Genomic DNA, 19,809 nt, shown 5'->3' with positions numbered 1-19,809 from the left:
GGAGGCTAGACGATCTGAAGTGCGGGGGCCGGAGCTGTCTTAGCCTGCGCTTTCGACCGGCTGGCGGCGTCTTCGCCAGACGCTGCGAACGCGTTCGTCTTGGCCAGCGCCGCGTCGAGGTCGGCGAGGATGTCCTCGATGTCCTCGATGCCGACCGACAGGCGGATGAAGCGACCGGAGACGCTCAGTTCGCAGTCGGCGACGGCGAGATGCGTCATCGTCGCCGGGTGGTCGATGAGGGACTCGACCCCGCCGAGCGACTCGGCCAGGGTGATGAGCTCGGTGCTCTGCACGAGCTTGAGCGCCCGCTCCTCGGTGTCGGTGGAGAAGGAGACCACTCCCCCGAACCCGCTCATCTGCTTCTTCGCGATCTCGTGGCCCGGGTGTGAGGGCAGTCCGGGGTAGAACACCTCGGCGATCTCCGGACGCCCCTCGAGCCATTCGGCCACGGCCTGCGCGTTCGCGCAGTGCGCGGCCATGCGAACGGGCAGGGTCTTGATCCCGCGCCGTGTCAACCACGCGTCGAAAGGGGAGATCCCCAGCCCCACGGATGCGAAGTGGCTGGTGAGACGGTCGATCACCTCGGCGGCGCGGGGACAGGTCTGCCCGTCACCGGCGAGCACGGCCCCGCCGATGACATCGGAATGGCCGTTGATGAACTTCGTCGTCGAGTGGATGACGAGGTCGGCGCCGAGCTCGATCGGACGCTGCAGGTACGGGGTCGCGAACGTCGAATCGACGGCGAGGAGAGCATTGTGGGCATGGGCGATGCGGGCGGTCTCGACGATGTCGATGACGTCGAGGCCGGGGTTGCTCGGGGTCTCGGCCCAGACGATCGCGGTGCGGTCGGTGATCGCCGTTTCCAGCGCCTCGGCGTCGGTGAGGTCGACGGTGCGGATGACGACGCCCCAGCGCTCGTACTCATTCTTGAGCAGCCGATACGTTCCGCCGTAGACATCGCGGGGGATGATGATCTCGTCGCCGGGACCGAGCAGAGCGGAGAACACGGCGACCTCGGCCGACGTTCCCGAGTTCACGGCCGCCGCGTACGCCGCCCCTTCGAGGTTGCACAGCACCTCTTCGAGGTCGCTGCGGTTCGGGGTGCCCGTGCGCGCGTAGTCGAAGCCGGCCCGGGGCACGCCCGGGACGTCCATCTCGAAGGTCGAGGTCTGGAAGATCGGGGCGACGACGGAACCAGTGTGCGATTCCGGGGCGGCGCCGGCGTGCACCGAGCGGGTCGAGACCCCGCTGCGGTCTGTCGAGCTGCGGTCGAGTGAGCTCACGGCAGATCCTTCCTCTCTGATGACCTTCGACGCGGCTGTCGAAGTCCCACCAGTCTGTGTCGACGACGGTGCGCGAGGAGCCGACCGCGTCCCGTGAAGTCACCGAGCGTCATGTGTGCGACTTCTCCCGTCACGAACCGTCATACGGGTTCCGCTTCACACCGCGGAGCGACGGCGAGCCGACGATCGGGAGGTCAGCGAATCCGCCTCACCGAGGCGGTGCGCCCACTCGTGGACCCAGCCCTTCCCATTCCCCGCGCGCCGTGCAATACTTAGCCACATGGCTAACCATTCGGAGGAGCTCGACGAGGTGTTCACCGCACTCGCCGATCCCACCCGACGCGCCGTCGTCGCCAGACTCGGCCACGGCCCGGCGAGCATCAGCGAACTCGCCGAACCACTGAGCATGTCGATGCCGTCGTTCCTCAAACATGTCCGCACCCTCGAATCGTGCGGGCTCATCACGACCCGCAAGACCGGGCGGGTGCGCACCTGTGTGCTCAACGAGAACCGACTCGCCGTCGTCGACCGATGGCTCGAGACCCAGCGCCGCAGCTGGGAGGCCGCCACCGACCGACTCGACGCCTTCGTCACCGGGACCTCGGCGCCCGACTCATCTGCTCCAACGGCCTCATCCGACCACCCTGCCTCCGCTGCCGACCGCTCTTCCCCGACCACACCCCCGACCACTCACCCACACCCCAAGGAGACGCCATGACCTCGACCCCTGACTTCGGACTCGGCCCCGATACCGACTTCGACACCGGCATCGACCCCGACCGCGACCTCATGATCGAACGCATCATCCGCGCCCCGCGCCAGGCCGTCTGGTCCGCGTGGACCGATCCGGCGCAGCTCGTCCAGTGGTGGATCCCCTCCCCACTCGTCCTCCGCGTCGACGCGCTCGACCTCCGCCCCGGCGGCGCGTTCGTCACCCGGATGAGCGAGGACGGGCAGACCTTCACCTCGCACGTCGACGCGGTCTTCCTCCGCATCGAGGAGGACACCCGCCTCGTCTTCACCAATGCTGTCGACAGCTCCTGGCATCCCGCGCAGCCCGCTCCCGTGACGATGACGACGGAGATCATCCTCGGCGACAGCGAGTTCGGCACCGACTACCGTGCCATCGTCCGGCATGCCAGCCCCGAGCAGCGCGCCCTGCATGAGGAGCTCGGATTCTTCGAAGGATGGGGCACCGTCACCGAGGCGCTCGCCAGACTCGTCGAACGCTGAGTTCCGCGGGCGTTCTTCCCGCCCCAGCGTCCACACTGAACCGAAGCCGTCCCGGCCGGTGGCCATTCCTGCGGCGGGGCTGCTCGGATGAGACGATGGCATCACCCGACGTCAGGAGTCGACACCATGACCATCGCCTTCGAGACAACGCCGTTGCCGATCATCGGCGCCCCTATGGCCGGCGGGACGACGACCCCCGAACTCAGCGCGGCCGTCGCCGCTGCGGGCGGCTTCCCCTTCGTCGCCGGCGGCTACCTCACCGCCGAGGCGCTCGCCCCGCTCGTCGAGCGGATGCGCGAGACCTCCGAGACCTTCGGGGTCAACCTCTTCGCCCCGAACCCCGTGCCGCTCGACCGCGCCGCCTTCGACCGCTTCGCCACCGCCCTCGAACCGCTCGCCGCCGAGCACGGGGTCACCCTCGAAACCGAGCCCGTCGACGACGATGACCACTATGACGCGAAGGTCGACTGGCTCGTCGCCCATCCCGTGCCCTTGGTCTCGATGACCTTCAACCTCCCCACCGCCGAGGTGGTCGACCGCCTCCACGCGGTCGGCACCCACCTCGTCGCCACCGTGACGACGGTGGGCGAAGCCCGCGAGGCCGCTGCTCGCGGCGTCGACGCCCTCATCGTCCAGGGTCCGCGTGCGGGCGGGCATTCGGGCACCGCGGATCCGACGCGGGAGATCGAGGATCGGCCGACTGCTGATCTCGTCCGGGAGATCCTCGCCGAGGTGGACCTGCCCATTGCGGCCGGCGGCGGAGTCGACGGGGCCGAGGCGGTCGGGGAGCTCCTCGATGCGGGGGCGAGCGCGGTCGTCGTCGGGACCCTGCTGCTCCTCGCCGACGAGGCGGGCACTTCGGCGCCGCATCGGGCCGCGCTCCAGGATGCGGAGAAGTACTCGGAGACCGGCCTGACCAGGGCGTTCACGGGTCGCCCGGCTCGTGCGCTCGTCAACGACTTCGTCCGCGAATTCGACGAGGTCGCCCTCGACGCCTACCCAGCCGTGCACCACCTCACGAAGGGCCTGCGCGCCGAGGCGAAGGCTTCGGGTGACCCGAACCTCCTTCACCTCTGGGCGGGCACCGGCCACCGGTGGGCCGTGCCGGGCTCGGCGGAGACGATCGTCAAGCAGCTCGGCACCCGCTTCGCACGCTAGGGTCGCCCTCTCCCGTCGAGTCGCCCGGTAGATACCGAGTTCGCCGTCGAGTCGAGGACGCGCAGTGTCGATTCTGAGCTCACCGATCGACACTGGGGGTCCAGAAGTCCGTTGGTTATGGCGCGAACAAGTGTCGAAGCGCGCACACCCTGTTGGCGGTCGGCTACCGAACCGTGGACTCGTCTCAATCCCGGCTGCGCATCGCGAAAAGTACCCTGACCAGCCAGGGGAGGAATAACGTCAGCATCCAGGCGCCGTACATCGCTGCCATCAACCACAGAATGTCCGTACGGCTGGATTCGGACAGATTGTCGCGCTCGACGAAATACACGAAAGTCGTTCCCAATGCGATGAGGAAGAGAATCACTCGCACTGAGTTGACCAAGAAACGCACAGGGTGAAGGGCAATTCCGATCAGCAGAGAGACGACGAACGCAAAGACAATGATCCCGATAAACCACATGTAGTCATTCTGGCATTGCACCGGCCAGTTCGGAGAGCTTCGCGAAAGCAGATGTTCTCCGCTTCGCACGGTAGACACCGGACGCGCCTCCGCGGCCGAGTCGAGGACGTGCAGTGTCGATTCTGAGCTCACCGATCGACACTGGGGGTCCAGAAGTCGAGAGTCTGGGCTCAGCGGGGACGATCCTCGTGGTGCGGCCATGCGAAGTCGAGCATGGGATGTCGGTGATTCGGCCGCTCACGGACCTTCCCCGAACCGTCGTCGTCCGCGGTCCTCCGGCCGTACTGGTCCGGAATGGTGCCCCACCCCCAGTAGGGCAACGGCGCCGCGGGGACGATTCCGAGGGTGATCGCGGGGTCGATCTTGGGGGAGTGCACGGTGCACTGATGGACCCATCGGTCGCCCAGATCGAAGGTGAACCTGCAAACGTCTCCGGGCTTGAGGAGCTTTGTCACCTTCGCCCTGGCGCTGTCGAATGCCCGGCTCGTCGGTCCCGCAGTGGAATCGGCCAGCTCGATCCCCGACTCGACATCGGTGACGATGTTCCCGTCGGCGAGGTCGAACAGCGAGAGGTGTCCGCGATCCCACCTCGCGAAAGCGGTGTTGATGGCGTCGGCGAGGTCATCGAAGGTATGCGCCGGGCCGACCGCGAACGTTCGACCCGGCGGCGGCCACAACTCGTGACCTCTCCCGCCGAGGAGTTCGACCGCCACGGACAACCACGTCCTCGCCATGATCCGAGTATGTCACTCAGGCACTCCTCCTGCACTCCACTCAATGAGGAGCCTTCAGCGCACGGCAACGAAGCGGCTCACCGTCGAGTCGAGGACGCGCAGTGTCGATTCTGAGCTCACCGATCGACACTGGGGGTCCAGAAGTCGCGGGGCCGCGCGGGCGAGCGGGGCCGCGCCGCGGGTTCGCGTGCTCGCCGCCCGCCCCTGATCGTTCGATTTCTCGCACAGGTACGTTATCGGGACTCTCAGCGATCGGCTGGTCTCAGCGCGCCCCGCGCTCATTAGGATCGATCTCGAGGCCGCAGCGCCGCGATTCGGCAATCTTCCGGGCGCAGTCACCGGTGGCACCAGGTGGCTGAGCGACCGGAGGGTTGCCGGGAGCGAGGCCCTGCCCACTGCCGCCGGCAACCCCGGACCACAGAGACGAAGGAGTCCCACCGTGCACCAGACGACCCGCCCATGGATCCCCACCGAGAGCCGTGCGCGCATCGAGGAGATCGCCGGCGACCGCCTCGGCGAGGGCGGCACCGCTCAAATGCCCACGGTGGTTGAGACGATCGAGGACCTCATGGCGGCCTCCGAGCGCCTCCACGACGAGGAGGCGTTCAACCTCAATCCCGCGTCGAACGTGCTCAATCCCAGGGCGGCGGCACTGCTGGCGGGAGGATCGGCGTCGCGGACCTCGCTCGGGTATGCGGGGGCGAAGTACGAGATGGGTCTCGAGCACATCGAGCAGGTCGAGGTCATCACCGCCGAGCTCGCCGCCCGCCTCTTCCACGCCGACTTCGCCGAGGTGCGGGTGCCCAGCGGGGCGATGGCGAACCTCTTCGCCTTCATGGCGACCTCTTCACCAGGCGAGACGATCATCGCGTCACCGGCGACGATCGGCGGCCATGTCACCCATCACGCCGCCGGTGCCGCGGGACTCTACGGTCTGACTACGGTCGGAGCTCCCGTCGACGTCGCCCACTACACGTACGACATCGATGCCCTGGCAGCCCTCGCCCGCGAGGTGCGGCCGTCGCTCATCACGATCGGCGGTTCGCTCAACCTCTTTGAGCACCCAGTCGCGAAGGTCCGGGAGATCGCCGACGAGGTCGGCGCCCGAGTCCTCTTCGACGCCGCGCACCTGAGCGGGATGATCGCCGGCGGGCAGTGGGCGAACCCCCTCGACGAGGGCGCGCACCTCATGTCGATGAGCACGTACAAGAGCCTCGGCGGACCGACCCACGGCCTCCTGCTCAGCAACGACGCGGAGCTGTCCGAACGCATCGACGCCATCGCCTTCCCCGGCATGACCGCGAATTTCGATGCCGCGGCCGTCGCGGCCCTCGGTGTCACCCTCGCCGACTGGATCGCGACCGGCACCGACTACGCCTCGCAGATGCGGGCGTGCGCGAGCGCCCTGGCCGACGCCCTCGCCGAGGCGGGAGCTGTCCCCTTCCAGTGCGTACGCGGGTTCACCGACTCCCACCAGTTCGCCCTGCTCGCCGCACCGTTCGGCGGCGGCACGCGGGGTGCGCGGGTGCTCGAGAAGGCCGGCATCCTCACCTCGGGCATCGGCCTGCCCGTCCCCGAGGTGCCCGGCGACCAGAACGGCATCCGCCTCGGCACCCCGGAGATCGTCCGGCGCGGCATGACGGCGTCCGACATGCCCCGGCTGGCCGGATACATCGCCCGCGCCCTCGACACCGCCCGGACTCCCGCGGATCCCGGATCGATCTCAGACACCCCCGCCGAGGTGGTGCTCCGGGAAATCGCCGACGAGGTCGCCGCGTGGCGGAAGGACTTCACCGGAGTCCGCTTCACAGCGTGAGCGGCGCTGCCCGCGGGGTGCTCGCCACCCGGGTCCGCGGCCGGCCGGCTCCCCGACGTCAGCCCGCTTTCATCCTTTCGGCCGACCCCGCCGAGGTGGTCGCCCGGGTATCGTCGAAGAGTGCCCCTGACCAATCGCCGCAATCGCGTCATCCGCGTCGTCGTCTGGACGGCGATCTGCTTCGTCATCGGTGCGCTCATCGTCGCCGGCCTCATTGCGGCCAACTGGTCCAACCCGAACGATCCCGACGTCGACGAGGCCAGCCGGAACGTCGAGATCGCCATCCACATCGTTTTCGGGGCGATCTCCGTCGCGTGTCTGCCCGTCGTCCTCTGGCTCAACGGGCGGACCGTTCCGCGCTCGACATTGCGGCCCAAAGTCCTCGCAGCCGAGAAGCTGCGGGACTTCCTGGCGGCGAGCGGACGCGGCGGCGAGAAGTTCCTCGACCGGGATGGTTCGGTTGAATCGCTGCAACGACGCACCGGAGGATGGATTGCCGTCACCCTCGGCCTTATCGGGGTCGCTTTCGGGACGATCGGCGTCCTCGGCATCGCCTCGTCGGGGCTTCTCATGATCACGTTGTGCGCACGGCGCAGCTGGCTGCTCACAATCTCGACACTTCTCGTGTCGATTGCGGCGCTGACGAGCGCCTACGTCATCACGCCTGTCGCACTCGGCGGCTTCCAGCTGCCCGTCTATCTCTTCAACCTCTCGTCACTGTCCATCATCGTCGTCATCGGCGTCATCCGCGGGGCGCGAGAGCAGGGCTTCATCGACTCCGCCGCCCAGACCTTGCTGCGTGGACAGGCTCGGCAGGAGCGAGCGATCGCCGAGGTGCGTCGGGGCATCGCCCGCGACATGCACGATTCGCTCTCGCACCACCTCAGCGTCATCGCGATGTACGCCGGCGCTCTGTCCGTGCGCGAAGACCTCGACGCCGACTCCGTGCGCGAGAGTGCGCGCCTCATCGCCGGCAGCGCCCGCCGGTCCGGCGTCGAACTCCGCGAAGTGCTCACGATGCTGCGCGGGGATGACCAGGGCACCGTCGTCGACCCCGACCTCGACCGCCTCGTCCGCACCCGCGCGGACACCGTCACCCTCGACTACCAGCCACCGCTGTCCGCAGCCACACTGCAGGATCTCGGGGCTCTCGAGCGGACGACGATCTACCGCTTCGTCCAGGAGGCGATCACCAACGCCGTCAAGCACGCCCCCGGCGAACGCCTGCGGATCACCGTCGCCGCAGATGAGAACCCCGAGACGCTCGTCCTCACGGCGAGCAACCCGCGCCGAGCAGCCGGGGCGGAGGCCGGAGCGGCGAAACCGTCATCACTGGTGACCGGGTCCGGGCTGGGTCTGCTCGGTCTGCGCGAGAGGATGGAGGCAATGGGTGGGACTCTGACCGTGAGCAGAGGAGACGACTTCGTCCTCCGCGCGACACTCCCAGCAACGGGGCTTGCTACTCCCGCCGAGGTCGAACCATCGGCGCAGCCTGCCGTCGGCCCGTCCGGCACTCCTACGCATACCCAGACCCCCGAGGACGCACCCACCGAACCGACCGGCGAGGAGCGCCCGTGACGATCAGGATCATCATCGCCGACGACGAGTCGCTCATGCGCTCGGGCCTGCGCCTCCTCCTCGGCGCCGCACCGGACATCGACATCGTCGCCGAGGCGGCCAACGGTGAAGAGGCCATCGCCCTGGCCAGGGAATTCTCACCCGATCTCATCCTCATGGACCTGCGGATGCCCGTCATGGACGGCCTCGAGGCCACGCGCACGCTCCTCGCGCAGGCAACACATCCCGAGGTCCTCGTCCTCACCGCCTTCGGCACCGACGACTTCGTGCTCCGAGCGCTGAGTGCCGGCGCGGCCGGCTACCTCCTCAAGGACACTCCGCCCGACGAACTCATCCACGCCGTCCGAGCGGCCGCCGGCGGCACTCGGGCGCTCTCCCCCGGTGTCATCGACTCCCTGCTCGACCGCTCGGGATCCTCCACCTCGACGGGAGGCCTTACCTGGGGAGACAGCGGTGAACGGCGTCCGGACCCCCTTGCCGTGCTCACCGCCAGGGAGCGTGAGATCGCCGAGGCGGTCGCCCAGGGGATGACGAATGCGCAGGTGGCGCGTTCGCTCTTCGTCTCCACGGCGACGGTGAAGACGCATCTGGCCCGCATCTTCGACAAACTCGAGGTGAGCACCCGGGTGCAGCTCGCCCTCCTCGTCAACGAATCACGCTGACCGGGCGCAGATGCGCCGAGGCCGCCCCACGGTGCGTGGGACGGCCTCGCGCTGCTCGGTGCCGTGAGTCGCTTCAGCTCACTTCGGAGCCATACGGATCGCGCCGTCGAGGCGGATCGTCTCCCCGTTGAGCATGGGATTCTCCACGATCGACTCGACGAGCTGTGCGTACTCGGCGGGCCTGCCCAGCCGGGCGGGATGGGGCACGGACTTGCCGAGGGATTCCTGCGCCTCGGCGGGCAGGCCTGCCATCATCGGGGTCTCGAAGATGCCGGGGGCGATCGTCACCACGCGGATGAGGGAGGCGGCGAGCTCACGGGCCATGGGGAGGGTGACCGCGGCGACGGCGCCCTTCGACGCGGAGTAGGCGATCTGGCCGATCTGCCCGTCGAAGGCCGCGACCGAGGCGGTGTTGACGATGACGCCGCGCTCCTCGCCGACGGGCTCCTCCTGCTGCATAGCGGCGGCGGCGAGACGGCAGACGTTGATGGTGCCGACGACGTTGATGGCCATGACCTTGGAGAACGCCTCGAGGGGCAGCGGGCCCTTCTTCGACACGAGCTTGCCCGGGGTCGCGACGCCCGCGCAGTTGACGACGACGCGCAGCGATCCGAGTCCGGTCGCCGTGTCGACGGCCGCCTGGACCTGCGCCTCATCGGTGACGTCGGCTGCGACGAAGTGGGCACGGTCGCCGAGTTCGTTCGCGACCTGCTCCCCCACCTCGGCGTTGAGGTCGACCATGACGACCTGGGCACCGGCGGCGAGCAGGCGTTCGGTGGTGGCGCGGCCGAGCCCGGAGGCTCCGCCGGTGACGAGGGCGACGGTGTCGGTGAGTTCCATGGGTGTCCTTCGCTGCGAGGGGCGGCGCCCAGGCGAAACCGCACCTGAGCGATCGTTCACTGGCTCGACTGTATCCCAGCGGTGTCGCCCAGGTCACGGTGGGGTGGGCGCATGGGCCCCGGCCAGGCCGGGAAGACGGCGCAGCCCGCCTGCCGGGAGGGCAGACGGGCTGCGGGTCGTGGTCGACGACCGCCGTCACGCTGACGGAACTCGGCGCTCGACCGTGGTCGGCCGGCTCGGCGAGGGTGCCGATCGATCTCAGACGGTGAGCGACTGGCGTGCCTCGCGCACGCCCTTGAGGGCACCGCCCCACGCGACGAGGTCGTCGACCATCGAGGCGAACGGCGCCGCGGAGACCTCGGTCGGGGCGAAGGTGCCGTCGGCGACGTCGGTGAAGATGCTGAAGGAGGCCTGGTCGCGGACGACGGCGACCTTGTAGTTCGCGAGGATGTGGCGCAGGTGCTCAGCGGCGCGCACACCCTTGTCGGCGCCGTAGTTGACGATGCCGGCGACCTTGTGGTTGAACTCGGTAGCGACGAAGTCGAGGGCGTTCTTCAGGGAACCGGAGATCGAGTGGTTGTACTCGGGAGTGACGAAGATGAAGGCGTCGAACTCGTCGAGCTTCGCACCCCAGGCCTTGGTGTGGGCGTTCTCGTAGCGCTTCGCACCGGCCGGGATGACCTCATCGAGGAGCGGGAGGTCGAAGGCGCCGAAGTCGACGACCTCGGCGGTCACGTCGTCGCGGCCGGCGAGCTGGTCGCTGACCCACTGGACGACCTGCGGGTTGAGGGCTCCGGGACGGGTGGTTCCGGGGATGATGGCGATTGTGAGCATGGACGTCCTTCGCTGTCGGGTCGGTGGTGCGCGGCTGTGCCGAACCGACCGGGAGAAGGGCCGGTGGTCGGCCCCGGTTCGATCGGTGTGCCGCACTCGGGCGGCACATCCATGCCCAACGTCGTTGAAATTTGCATCATTCCGCGACCAGGGTGTGAGCCTCGTCACTGCGCGGCTGGTGGCGGGGTGCGGGTAAGGCGGAGTGCGGTTGGGTGCGGGGTGGAGTTGGGGGCAGGGTGCGGCCGCGGGCGGGTTGCGCCCGATGCCGCGGATTGCCCGGGGACTACCGCGGCAGGCGGGTCGATCTGCGGTATTGTCGAGGGGCACATGAAAGATTGTTCGATCGTCGATGATTGAGGAGCGAGGTCCCGTGAGAGCAACGAACGGCCGCAACAACATCCTCCGCTCGGCTCGCGACACGTTCGCCACGAAGGGCTTCGACGGAGCATCGATCCGCGACATCGCGCAGGCGGCGGGGCTGAGTCTCTCCGCCCTCTACTACTACTTCCCGTCCAAGCAGGAAGCCCTGTACGAGCTCGTCCACACCGCCTACACGTGGTACATCGACCACTCGCGGGCTGTCGTCGCCGAGGTGGGCGACGACCCCGTCGACCAGCTCGCCGTCTCGGTCCGCTACCTCTCCCGCTACCGGATGGCCAACGTCTCCGTCTCCACCGTGCTTCTGCGCGACACCGAGCGCCTCGACGGCGAGAACGCCGCCCGGATCAAGACCCTGCAGCGCGAGGCGCGGGCGGTGCTCGGTGACATCATCGAGGCGGGCATCGCCTCAGGCCAGTTCCGCGTCAGCCACGCCCAGCTCGCGACCCGGGCGATCCTCTCGATCTGCAATTCGCTCTCGATCTGGTTCCGCCCCGGCGGCGGCCTCGAATCCGACCAGATCGAACGCGAGTTCACGCTCTACGCGATGCGCATCGTCGGCATCGACGCCGATGAGGCCGAACTCGACCGCCTCCTCGCCCTGCCCGTCAACGAGGCGGGCATGCTCGACTTCATCGCCGAGAGCAAGTAGCCGCAGGCAGCAACCCTCCGGTTCGCGCGTTTCCACCGCGGCACCCCTCCGGGCGCTGGGCAACCCGCGCAGGGTCCCCCAGCACCCAGAGGGTTGCCAGACGCCTACGCCCCCGCCGCGGCCCGCAGCCGCCGGGCCGCCTCCCGCCGCTGCGCCTGCTCGACCGGGTCGGGCACCGGCAGGGAGGCGATGAGCCGCTTCGTGTAGTCGTTGCTCGGCGACCCGAGCACCTGCTCGCCCGTGCCCTCCTCGAGCAGCCTGCCGTGGTAGAGCACGCCGATGCGATCCGAGAGCATGTCGACGACCGCGAGGTCGTGGCTGATGAACAGTGCCGCGAAGTCGAAGCGGTTCTGCAGCTCGACGAAGAGCTCGAGCACCTTCGCCTGCACGGACACGTCGAGCGCCGATGTCGGCTCGTCGGCGATGAGCAGCTCGGGATCGAGCGCGAGACCGCGCGCGAGCGAGGCCCGCTGCCGCTGACCGCCCGAGAGCTCGTGCGGGTAGCGCCCGGCATAGTCCGCCGGCAGCTGCACCGAATCGAGGAGTTCGAGCACCCTGGCCCCGCGATCGCGCACGCTCAACTCCGGCCGGTGGATCGCGAACGGCTCCGCGATGCACTCCCCGATCGTCAGATGCGGGTTGAACGAGGCCGCCGGGTCCTGGAAGACGAACCCGATGCGCTTGCGGATCGACCGGAACGACCGCTCCCTGAACCCGACCATCTCATGCCCGAGCACCGAAAGGCTGCCTCCGCTCGCCCTGGTCAGACCCGCAATCGCGCGCCCGATCGTCGTCTTGCCCGATCCCGATTCGCCGACGAGCCCGTAGACCTCGCCCGCGCGGATCTCGAAGCTCACCGACTTCACCGCGTGGAAGTCCGGCCGTCCCAGCCCGCCCGGATAGACGATGTCGAGTCCGTTTGCGACGACGACGGAATCCCCCGCCGAGGCGGCCGTCCGTTCCGGTGCCCTCGCCGAGGCGGTTGTGCCGAAGCTCCCCTCCCCTGCCGCAGGGCCCGGTGCCCGGTCAACCACGGCGGCCCGGTCGTCCGCCGCGCCCCGGCCCACTCCTGCGTCCCGGTCGGCGGCCGCGGCGGCCTTGCGGCTGCCGACGACGGTCGAGCCGAGCTTCGGCACGGCCGCGAGCAGGTCGCGGGTGTACTGCTCCCTGGGGTCGCTGAAGAGCGTCCTCACGGGCGAGACCTCGATGAGGTCGCCGCGGTACATCACGGCCACCCGGTCGGCGAGGTCGGCGACGACGCCCATGTTGTGGGTGATGAGGACGATCGCTGTGCCCGTCTCATCGCGCAGCTCGCGGAGCAGGTCGAGGATCTCGGCCTGGACCGTGACGTCGAGAGCCGTGGTCGGCTCGTCGGCGACGATGAGCTTGGCACCGAGGGCGAGCGCCATCGCGATGACGATGCGCTGCTTCTGTCCGCCTGAGAACTGGTGCGGATAGTAGTCGAAGCGGTGCTCGGCGTCGGGGATGCCCACCTGCTCCATCGCTGCGACGACCTTCGCCTTGAGCTCGGCCCGGCTCGCCTTTCGGTGGTGGGCGCGCAGTCCCTCGGCGATCTGCCATCCGACCGTGAAGACGGGGTTGAGTGCCGTCGACGGCTCCTGGAAGACCATCGCGACATCGGACCCGCGCATCTCTCGCAGCTCCTCGGCGCTGACGGCGAGCACATCGCTGCCCGAGAGCACGACGGCCCCAGACCGCTGCGCCGTCTCCGGAAGGAGGCCGAGGATGGACCGTGCGGTGACCGTCTTGCCTGAACCGGACTCTCCGACGATCGCGAGCACTTCGCCCGGGCTCACGGCCAGGGACACGTCCTTGACCGCATGGACGTCGCCGGCGTCGGTGGAGAAGGTGACGTCGAGGTGATCGACGTCGAGGATGGGCTGTCCGCCGTCGACGGTGCGGGCGCTTCCGGGCGTCTCGATCGCGCCGTCAGCGCCGTCGAGGGTCTTCATCATCCTGTCGTTGCCGCTCATGCGCGGGCCTCCGCCTTCCAGTCGCGGGCGCCGGCGGCACCGGCCTTCGTCTTCGCCTTCCTGCGCACGCGCAGACGCGGATCGTTGAGGTCGTTCATCGACTCCCCGACGAGCGTGATCCCGAGGACGGTGAGCACGATCGCCAGACCTGGGAACACCGAGGTCCACCACACACCGCTGGTGACGTCCGGCAGGGCCTTGTTGAGGTCGTATCCCCATTCCGCCGCCGAGGTGGGTTCGATGCCGAATCCGAGGAACCCGAGCCCAGCGAGGGTGAGGATCGCCTCGGACGAGTTGAGTGTGAAGATGAGCGGCAGCGTCCGCGTCGCATTCCGGAAGATGTGCTTGCCGATGATCCGCGTCTTCGACGCGCCGAGGACGATCGCCGATTCGACGAACGGTTCGGCCTTGAGTCGCAGGGTCTCCGCGCGGACGACGCGGAAGTACTGCGGGATGAAGACGACGGTGATCGACAGCGCCGCCGCAGCGATGCCGCCCCACGCGCTCGACTGCCCGCCGGAGATCGCGATCGCCATGACGAGGGCGAGCAGCAGGGTCGGGAATGCGTAGACGGCGTCGGCGATGACGACGAGGATCCGGTCGAGCCACCCGCCGAGGTACCCGGAGATCAGCCCCAGGATGACCCCGGCGAAGAGCGAGGCGGCGACGGCGACGACAATGACGGCGACCGCGGTCTGGGCACCCCAGACGACCCGGGAGAAGACATCGTAGCCGCCGACGGTCGTGCCCCAGATGTGCTCAGGACTCGGCGGCTGGGTGGCCCCGAAGTTCCCTTCCGCAGTGCCGAGCTGGTTGAAGCCGTAGGGGGCGATGAGAGGCGCGAAGATCGCGCAGATGAGGACGATCCCGCAGAGCACGAGACCGGTGATGAGCATGCCCCGCTGCAGTCCGACGGACTGCCGCAGGTGGGAGACGATGGGCAGACGGGTCCACCACGACTTCTTCGCCTTCTCGTCGAGGACGACGGCAGGGACACCGGAACCGGGGGCCGCCTCGGCGAACTTCTCTGTGTTCTCAGACATCAGTACCTCACTCGGGGGTCGATGAAGGCGGCGATGACGTCGACGATGAAGTTCGTGAACGCCACGATGACGGCGAGCATGACGACGATGCCCTGGACGGCGACGAAGTCGCGGGCCGTGAGGTACTCGGCGAGCTTGAAGCCGATGCCCTTCCATTCGAACGTCGTCTCGGTGAGCACGGCGCCGGCGAGCATGAGCGCGATCTGCATGCCCATGACCGTGACGATCGGGATGAGCGCGGGCCGGTAGGCGTGCTTGGTGACCAGGCGGAACTCGGAGATGCCGCGGGAGCGTCCGGAGTCGATGTACTGCTGGCCGAGGGTGCCGATGAGGTTCGTGCGCACGAGCCGGAGGAAGACGCCGGCGGTGAGGATGCCGAGCGCGAGCGCGGGCAGCACAGCGTGGGCGAGGACGTCGCCGAGGACCTCGAAGTTGCCGATCCGCAGCGCATCGATGATGTAGAAGCCGGTCGGTCCGACGACTCCGGACATGATGTACTCGGTCTCCGTCGTGCCGCGACCGGCCACCGGCAGGATCGGGAAGTAGACGCCGAAGATGAGCTTGAGGATCATGCCGGCGAAGAACACGGGGGTGGCGTAACCGAGGATCGCGAGGATGCGCAGCGCGGCGTCGGGGGCCTTGTCCCGCTTGTAGGCGGCGAGCATGCCGAGTGGAATGCCGATGATGAAGGCGACGATGAGCGCGTAGAAGACGAGTTCGACGGTGGCCGCACCGTAGGTGAGGAGGATCTCGGTGACCGGGCGGCCGTCGGAGATCGTCGTCCCGAAATCCCCGCGGAGCAGGTTGCCCATGTACTCGAAGTACTGGACGAGAATGGGGCGGTCGTAGCCGGCGGCGGCGACGCGTTCGGCCAGCTGGTCCTGGGTGAGGCGGCCGCCGAGGGCCGCGGTGATCGGATCACCGGTGATCCGCATGAGGAAGAACACCAGGGTGGTGAGGATGAAGATCGTCGGAATGATGAGGAGGAAGCGGATGAGGACGTAGCGTCCCAGTCCGGTCCCGGAGGACTTCTTCACCGCTGCGGTCGGTTCGGCCGCCTCGGGTTGGCTGATGGCTGCAGACATGGTTCCTTTGGGATTCGTCTTTCGGTGCGGACGCGCCACGAGGTGCAGGTGGGTCACACCTGCACCTCGGGGACGGTCAGCCGGCTGATCGTCGCTGCTCGGTCCCGTGCCGCCTGCCGGCGGCCACGGGTCGGAGCGTCGGAGTGCTCACTTGCTCAGCAGAGCCAAGCGGAACTGGAAGGCGGGATCGAGGGTGTCCTCGACGCCCTTCACGTCCTTGCCGGAGACAGCGATCTGGTTGCCCTGGAGCAACGGCAGCGTCGGCAGCTCCTCGGCGAGCTGGTTCTGGATGTCCTCGATCGCCTTGGCGCGTTCGCCCTTGTCGGCGATCGACGCCTGATCGGTGAGCTCCTTGTTGATCTCCTCGTTGCGGTAGTGGTTGGCGAGGAAGCTCGGGGTCTCATCCGTGTCGTAGAAGAACGGCACGAGGTAGTTGTCGGCATCCGAGTAGTCGGGGAACCACCCGAGCTGGTACATCGGATAGACGTCGGCCGTGCGGTCCTCTGAGTACTGGACCCATTCCGTCGACTGGAGGTTGACCTTGAACAGGCCGGTCTTGTCGAGCTGATCCTTGATCAGGGCGTACTCGTCGCCCGAGGAGGGACCGTAGTGGTCGGGGTTGTACTGGAGGTTGAGTTCGACCGGGGTTGTCACGCCGGCGTCCTCGAGCGTCTTCTTCGCCTTCTCGACGTCCGCGCCGCCCTTGCCGTCGCCGTAGGCGGACTTGAGCGATTCGTTCGCGCCCGGCAGTCCTTCGGGGACGTAGGAGTAGAGCGGGGTGTAGGTGTCCTTGTAGACCTGGCTGGCCACGGCCTGACGGTCGATCGAGTCGGCCATCGCCTGGCGCACGGCCAGCGCCTTCTTCTCGTCGGTGTCGTCGGTCTTCTTACCGAAGGGCATCGTGTCCATGTTGTAGACGATGTAGCGGATCTCGCCGCCGGGTCCCTTGTGGACGGTGAGGTCGTCGTTCTTGCCGAGATCCTCGATGTCGGTGGCAGACAGCGAGCGCCACGCGACGTCGATCGTGCCCTTCTCGACGTCGAGCTTCATGTTGTTCGCGTCCGAGTAGTACTTCATCTGCACGGTGTCGGTCTTCGCCGGCTCGAGGTAGCCCTGATAGTCCGGGTACGCCTTGTACGTGATGAGCTCGTTGAACTTGAAGCCGTCGATGACGTAAGGGCCTGAGAAGGCCTTGCCGTCGACGATCTCCTGGTCAGGGGTGAGCTCGGTGGGCGAGAAGACGTCCTCGTCGACGATCGGTCCCGCCGCCGAGGCGAGGACGCCCGGCCAGGTCTGGTCGTTGTCGCGCTTGAGGTTGAAGACGACGGTCTTGTCGTCGGGGGTCTCGACCGATTCGAGTCCGCCGAGGAGGGACGACGGTCCGTTGGGGTCCTGGATCTTGATCTGCCGGTCGAAGGAGAACTTCACATCCGAGGAGGTGAGTTCGTTGCCGTTGGCGAACTTGAGGCCGTCCTTGAGCTTGACCTCGTACTTCTTCGGATCCGTGAAGTCCGCCGACTCCGCGATCGACGGGTTGAGCTCGGCGGTGCCGGGCTTGTAGGCGAGGAGGAACGGGTAGACCTGCTGCTCGACGAGAGAGGTGCCGTTGTCATACGCTCCGGCCGGGTCGAGGACGGTGACCTTGTCCGTCGTGCCCACCGTGAGGACGCCGCCGTCCTCGCCGCCGCCTCCACCGCCGGTGGTCGAGGTCGAGCATGCCGAGAGAAGCAGGGCGCCGGCCGCAGCGATGGCAGCGACCTTGATGCCGGTTCGACGTTTCATTGTGATCCTGTTCTGTCACATGTGCTCTCCGTGTCGTCTTTGCTCGGAGAGATCCGCGTCACATCATACGGATTCCGTCCCAGATAGTGAACCAACGGCCTCGCGGAGAGGGATACTGAGACCGTTTCGCAACCAAGAGTTTCCCGGATTGTCGGGCCTCACCGGCCAATTTGCGTCCCAGCTCACAATGGGCTTCACTTATGAGGTGGCTCACAGCGAAGCCACAACCTTCTTTCGAAGTGAGCGCTTCGAGTCGGGAGCCCGACTCGCGCAGCCAGCACCAACGCACGCATCAACGATTGGAAGAACGTGTCCGCAGTCATCGAATGGATCAACGGGATCATCTGGTCCTCGTGGCTTGTCTACCTCTGCCTCGGCGCAGGCGTGTACTTCACGATCCGCTCCCGCGCCGTCCAGATCCGCAAGGTCAAGACCATCTTCACCCAGATGTTCCGCGGCAAGAGCTCCGAGGACGGCGTCTCCTCGTTCCAGGCTCTCTCGATGTCGCTGGCCGGACGCGTCGGCGTCGGCAACATCGCCGGTGTGGCGACCGCGATCGGCTTCGGCGGACCCGGTGCCGTCGTGTGGATGTGGATCTCCGCCCTCCTCGGCGCTTCGACCTCCTACGTCGAGTCGACCCTGGGCCAGACCTACAAGGAGAAGGACCCGAAGACCGGTGAGTACCGCGGCGGTCCCGCCTTCTACCTCGAGAAGGCCTACGAGCTGACGCGCTTCGGAAAGTTCTTCAAGGTCTACGGCTTCGTCTTCGCCGCCGTCACCGTCCTCGCGATGTCCTTCCTCCTTCCGGGCGTCCAGTCGCGCGCCATCGGCGGCGCCGTGACCAACGCGTGGAACCTGCCGACCTGGGTCACGGCGCTTGCCCTCGTCGTCATCATGGCCTTCATCGTCATCGGCGGCGTCAAGCGCATCGCGCACTTCGCGTCGCTGGCCGTGCCGTTCATGGCCGTCATCTACATCCTCGCGGCCATCGCGGTGACCTTCATCAACGCCGACCAGATCGTGCCGGTCCTCCAGCTCATCTTCACCTCCGCCTTCGGCATCGACTCGGCTCCCGATGCGGCCTTCGGCGGCATCATCGGCCTCGCCGTCCAGTGGGGAGTCCAGCGCGGCATCTACTCGAACGAGGCCGGTCAGGGCACCGGTCCCCGGTGGTGTCATAGCGTCGAAGCAACACTCCCGGTCGGCGGGGGTCTGATCGGTGGAGTGTGCAGATGGCGCGGGTGGGGTTGTCGTTCAGCGACAGGTCGGAGATCTCGGCGGCCTCGAAAGCGGGCTGGTCGGTGCGGAGGATCGCCCGTCACCTGGGGCGTTGCCCGTCGGTGATCTCGCGGGAGCTTCACCGGAACTCGACGAAGACCCGCGGCTACCAGGCCGTGACCGCAGACGTCAGAGCGCAGCGTCGGCGAGCTCGCCCGCAGCAGCGGAAGGTCGCGGGGGATCCGGTGCTGCAGGCGAGGGTGGACGCCGACCTGGCCGCGTCCTGGACGCCGAACGAGATAGCGGGCCGGTTGCGTCTGGAGGCGACAGACCCGACCGTTGAACGCATGGCGAACTCTCCTGACGCACGCGGCCGAACCGTCTCCGGTGAGGCTATCTACCAGTACATCTACGCAATCCCGAAGGGTGAGCTCGCCCGCAAGGGCATCTTCCTGCAGTCCAAGCGGACCAAGCGCCGACCACGTACGACCGGGCGGACGCGCGGTGGCCCAATCGTAGGTATGGTCCCGATCGCGGAGCGAGGTGAGGACGCCGCCCAGCGTCGGGTGCCGGGGCACTGGGAGGGTGACCTGATCATCGGGAAGAACGGCACCTCGTGCGCGGCGACGCTGGTGGAGCGGATGAGCGGGTTCACCGGGCTGCTGGCCCTGCCCTCGAAACACGCCGAGCCAACCGCTGACGCGGTCATCGAGTTTTTCAACGACCTGCCCGAGATGATGAAGGCATCGTTGGCGTGGGACCAGGGCAGCGAGATGGCCCAGCACGCGAAGGTCTCCCTGGCCACGGCGATGCCGGTCTACTTCGCCGATCCCCACTCGCCCTGGCAGAGGCCCAGCAACGAGAACACGAACCGGCTCTACCGGGAGTATCTGCCCAAGGGCACGGTGATCCCCGATCACCAGCCCTACCTCACCACCATCGCCGAGGAGATCAACAATCGACCCCGCCGCCGACTGGGCTATCTCACGCCCACCGAGGCATTCGCTCGACTGCTCGCCGGCGAGCCCCATGTTGCTTCGACGCCTTGACATCGCC

At 67.7% G+C, this 19,809-nt stretch carries 18 protein-coding genes; 9 read left to right on the top strand and 9 right to left on the bottom strand.

The window, feature by feature from the left end; all coding sequences use genetic code 11:
• Window positions 1–5: 5 nt before the first annotated feature.
• Complete coding sequence (locus EZE58_RS13495) at window positions 6–1,283, bottom strand: aminotransferase class I/II-fold pyridoxal phosphate-dependent enzyme (protein WP_009378841.1); 1,278 nt, start codon at window positions 1,281–1,283, stop codon at window positions 6–8.
• Window positions 1,284–1,563: 280 nt separating this feature from the next.
• Here EZE58_RS13495 and EZE58_RS13490 point away from each other — a divergent pair, with 280 nt between their 5' ends.
• The 3 genes from EZE58_RS13490 to EZE58_RS13480 all read left to right on the top strand — a co-directional run bounded on the left by EZE58_RS13490 (window position 1,564) and on the right by EZE58_RS13480 (window position 3,674).
• Entirely contained in the window at window positions 1,564–2,001 is a 438-nt protein-coding gene (locus tag EZE58_RS13490) for a metalloregulator ArsR/SmtB family transcription factor (protein WP_081591015.1), read from the top strand.
• Window positions 1,998–2,516 (top strand): SRPBCC domain-containing protein, encoded by a 519-nt coding sequence (locus EZE58_RS13485; RefSeq protein ID WP_009378838.1) that lies wholly within the window; start codon window positions 1,998–2,000, stop codon window positions 2,514–2,516. Before EZE58_RS13490 ends, EZE58_RS13485 begins: the two co-directional genes overlap by 4 nt.
• A gap of 126 nt (window positions 2,517–2,642) precedes the next feature.
• Entirely contained in the window at window positions 2,643–3,674 is a 1,032-nt protein-coding gene (locus EZE58_RS13480) for a nitronate monooxygenase (protein ID WP_167560723.1), read from the top strand.
• 184 nt (window positions 3,675–3,858) lie between these two features.
• On the opposite strand, the gene EZE58_RS13475 is transcribed toward EZE58_RS13480, so the two are convergent.
• Together EZE58_RS13475 and EZE58_RS13470 are read right to left on the bottom strand one after the other, a co-directional pair.
• Window positions 3,859–4,269 carry a hypothetical protein gene (locus EZE58_RS13475; RefSeq protein ID WP_167560721.1) on the bottom strand — a complete coding sequence of 137 codons (411 nt, stop codon included), beginning with the start codon at window positions 4,267–4,269 and terminating at the stop codon, window positions 3,859–3,861.
• Window positions 4,270–4,307: 38 nt separating this feature from the next.
• Complete coding sequence (locus EZE58_RS13470) at window positions 4,308–4,871, bottom strand: hypothetical protein (protein ID WP_063249654.1); 564 nt, start codon at window positions 4,869–4,871, stop codon at window positions 4,308–4,310.
• A gap of 439 nt (window positions 4,872–5,310) precedes the next feature.
• Here EZE58_RS13470 and EZE58_RS13465 point away from each other — a divergent pair, with 439 nt between their 5' ends.
• From EZE58_RS13465 to EZE58_RS17735, 3 genes are all read left to right on the top strand, one after another.
• The gene (locus EZE58_RS13465; RefSeq protein WP_167560720.1) at window positions 5,311–6,687 is read left to right on the top strand and encodes a beta-eliminating lyase-related protein; all 1,377 of its coding nucleotides are present in this window, start codon (window positions 5,311–5,313) and stop codon (window positions 6,685–6,687) included.
• Between the two features lie 120 nt (window positions 6,688–6,807).
• Complete coding sequence (locus tag EZE58_RS13460) at window positions 6,808–8,265, top strand: histidine kinase (RefSeq protein WP_009378831.1); 1,458 nt, start codon at window positions 6,808–6,810, stop codon at window positions 8,263–8,265.
• Window positions 8,262–8,927, top strand: a complete 666-nt coding sequence (locus EZE58_RS17735; protein ID WP_009378829.1) for a response regulator transcription factor — start codon at window positions 8,262–8,264, stop codon at window positions 8,925–8,927. Before EZE58_RS13460 ends, EZE58_RS17735 begins: the two co-directional genes overlap by 4 nt.
• A 78-nt stretch (window positions 8,928–9,005) precedes the next feature.
• Here the strand turns inward: EZE58_RS17735 and EZE58_RS13450 are convergent, their stop codons facing one another.
• Window positions 9,006–9,767, bottom strand: a complete 762-nt coding sequence (locus EZE58_RS13450; RefSeq protein WP_063249649.1) for a 3-hydroxyacyl-CoA dehydrogenase — start codon at window positions 9,765–9,767, stop codon at window positions 9,006–9,008.
• A gap of 258 nt (window positions 9,768–10,025) precedes the next feature.
• The gene (locus tag EZE58_RS13445) at window positions 10,026–10,601 is read right to left on the bottom strand and encodes an NAD(P)H-dependent oxidoreductase (RefSeq protein WP_144587658.1); all 576 of its coding nucleotides are present in this window, start codon (window positions 10,599–10,601) and stop codon (window positions 10,026–10,028) included.
• 370 nt (window positions 10,602–10,971) lie between these two features.
• Here EZE58_RS13445 and EZE58_RS13440 point away from each other — a divergent pair, with 370 nt between their 5' ends.
• A complete protein-coding gene (locus EZE58_RS13440) occupies window positions 10,972–11,631 on the top strand; it encodes a TetR/AcrR family transcriptional regulator (protein WP_009378823.1) in 660 nt (219 codons plus the stop codon).
• A 104-nt stretch (window positions 11,632–11,735) separates the two neighbouring features.
• On the opposite strand, the gene EZE58_RS13435 is transcribed toward EZE58_RS13440, so the two are convergent.
• The 4 genes from EZE58_RS13435 to EZE58_RS13420 form a co-directional block, all read right to left on the bottom strand.
• On the bottom strand, window positions 11,736–13,625 hold the full coding sequence (locus EZE58_RS13435; RefSeq protein WP_205772280.1) for an ABC transporter ATP-binding protein: 1,890 nt from the start codon (window positions 13,623–13,625) through the stop codon (window positions 11,736–11,738).
• On the bottom strand, window positions 13,622–14,668 hold the full coding sequence (locus EZE58_RS13430; protein ID WP_223289893.1) for an ABC transporter permease: 1,047 nt from the start codon (window positions 14,666–14,668) through the stop codon (window positions 13,622–13,624). Before EZE58_RS13430 ends, EZE58_RS13435 begins: the two co-directional genes overlap by 4 nt.
• Window positions 14,668–15,753 (bottom strand): ABC transporter permease, encoded by a 1,086-nt coding sequence (locus EZE58_RS13425; RefSeq protein ID WP_009378817.1) that lies wholly within the window; start codon window positions 15,751–15,753, stop codon window positions 14,668–14,670. Before EZE58_RS13425 ends, EZE58_RS13430 begins: the two co-directional genes overlap by 1 nt.
• A 147-nt stretch (window positions 15,754–15,900) precedes the next feature.
• Window positions 15,901–17,535 carry an ABC transporter substrate-binding protein gene (locus tag EZE58_RS13420; protein ID WP_063249646.1) on the bottom strand — a complete coding sequence of 545 codons (1,635 nt, stop codon included), beginning with the start codon at window positions 17,533–17,535 and terminating at the stop codon, window positions 15,901–15,903.
• A gap of 309 nt (window positions 17,536–17,844) precedes the next feature.
• On the opposite strand from EZE58_RS13420, the gene EZE58_RS13415 reads away from it, so the two are divergent.
• Window positions 17,845–18,879 (top strand): amino acid carrier protein, encoded by a 1,035-nt coding sequence (locus EZE58_RS13415; RefSeq protein WP_346773188.1) that lies wholly within the window; start codon window positions 17,845–17,847, stop codon window positions 18,877–18,879.
• Complete coding sequence (locus EZE58_RS13410) at window positions 18,768–19,802, top strand: IS30 family transposase (RefSeq protein ID WP_009381402.1); 1,035 nt, start codon at window positions 18,768–18,770, stop codon at window positions 19,800–19,802. Before EZE58_RS13415 ends, EZE58_RS13410 begins: the two co-directional genes overlap by 112 nt.
• The last annotated feature ends 7 nt before the right edge of the window (window positions 19,803–19,809 follow it).

Source organism: Brevibacterium sp. LS14 (assembly GCF_012027885.1).
Lineage (GTDB): Bacteria > Actinomycetota > Actinomycetes > Actinomycetales > Brevibacteriaceae > Brevibacterium > Brevibacterium casei.
The sequence above is the reverse complement of the archived record's forward strand: the minus strand, read 5'-3'. Positions and strand labels throughout refer to the sequence as shown.

Bases quoted from the DNA above. Each gene is read 5' to 3' on its own strand.
- EZE58_RS13410 (WP_009381402.1), top strand. From the start codon at position 18,768: ATGGCGCGGGTGGGGTTGTCGTTCAGCGACAGGTCGGAGATCTCGGCG.
- EZE58_RS13480 (WP_167560723.1), top strand. From the start codon at position 2,643: ATGACCATCGCCTTCGAGACAACGCCGTTGCCGATCATCGGCGCCCCT.
- EZE58_RS13435 (WP_205772280.1), bottom strand. From the start codon at position 13,625: ATGAGCGGCAACGACAGGATGATGAAGACCCTCGACGGCGCTGACGGC.
- EZE58_RS13490 (WP_081591015.1), top strand. From the start codon at position 1,564: ATGGCTAACCATTCGGAGGAGCTCGACGAGGTGTTCACCGCACTCGCC.
- EZE58_RS13485 (WP_009378838.1), top strand. From the start codon at position 1,998: ATGACCTCGACCCCTGACTTCGGACTCGGCCCCGATACCGACTTCGAC.
- EZE58_RS13450 (WP_063249649.1), bottom strand. From the start codon at position 9,767: ATGGAACTCACCGACACCGTCGCCCTCGTCACCGGCGGAGCCTCCGGG.
- EZE58_RS13420 (WP_063249646.1), bottom strand. From the start codon at position 17,535: ATGAAACGTCGAACCGGCATCAAGGTCGCTGCCATCGCTGCGGCCGGC.
- EZE58_RS13425 (WP_009378817.1), bottom strand. From the start codon at position 15,753: ATGTCTGCAGCCATCAGCCAACCCGAGGCGGCCGAACCGACCGCAGCG.
- EZE58_RS13430 (WP_223289893.1), bottom strand. From the start codon at position 14,668: ATGTCTGAGAACACAGAGAAGTTCGCCGAGGCGGCCCCCGGTTCCGGT.
- EZE58_RS13445 (WP_144587658.1), bottom strand. From the start codon at position 10,601: ATGCTCACAATCGCCATCATCCCCGGAACCACCCGTCCCGGAGCCCTC.
- EZE58_RS13470 (WP_063249654.1), bottom strand. From the start codon at position 4,871: ATGGCGAGGACGTGGTTGTCCGTGGCGGTCGAACTCCTCGGCGGGAGA.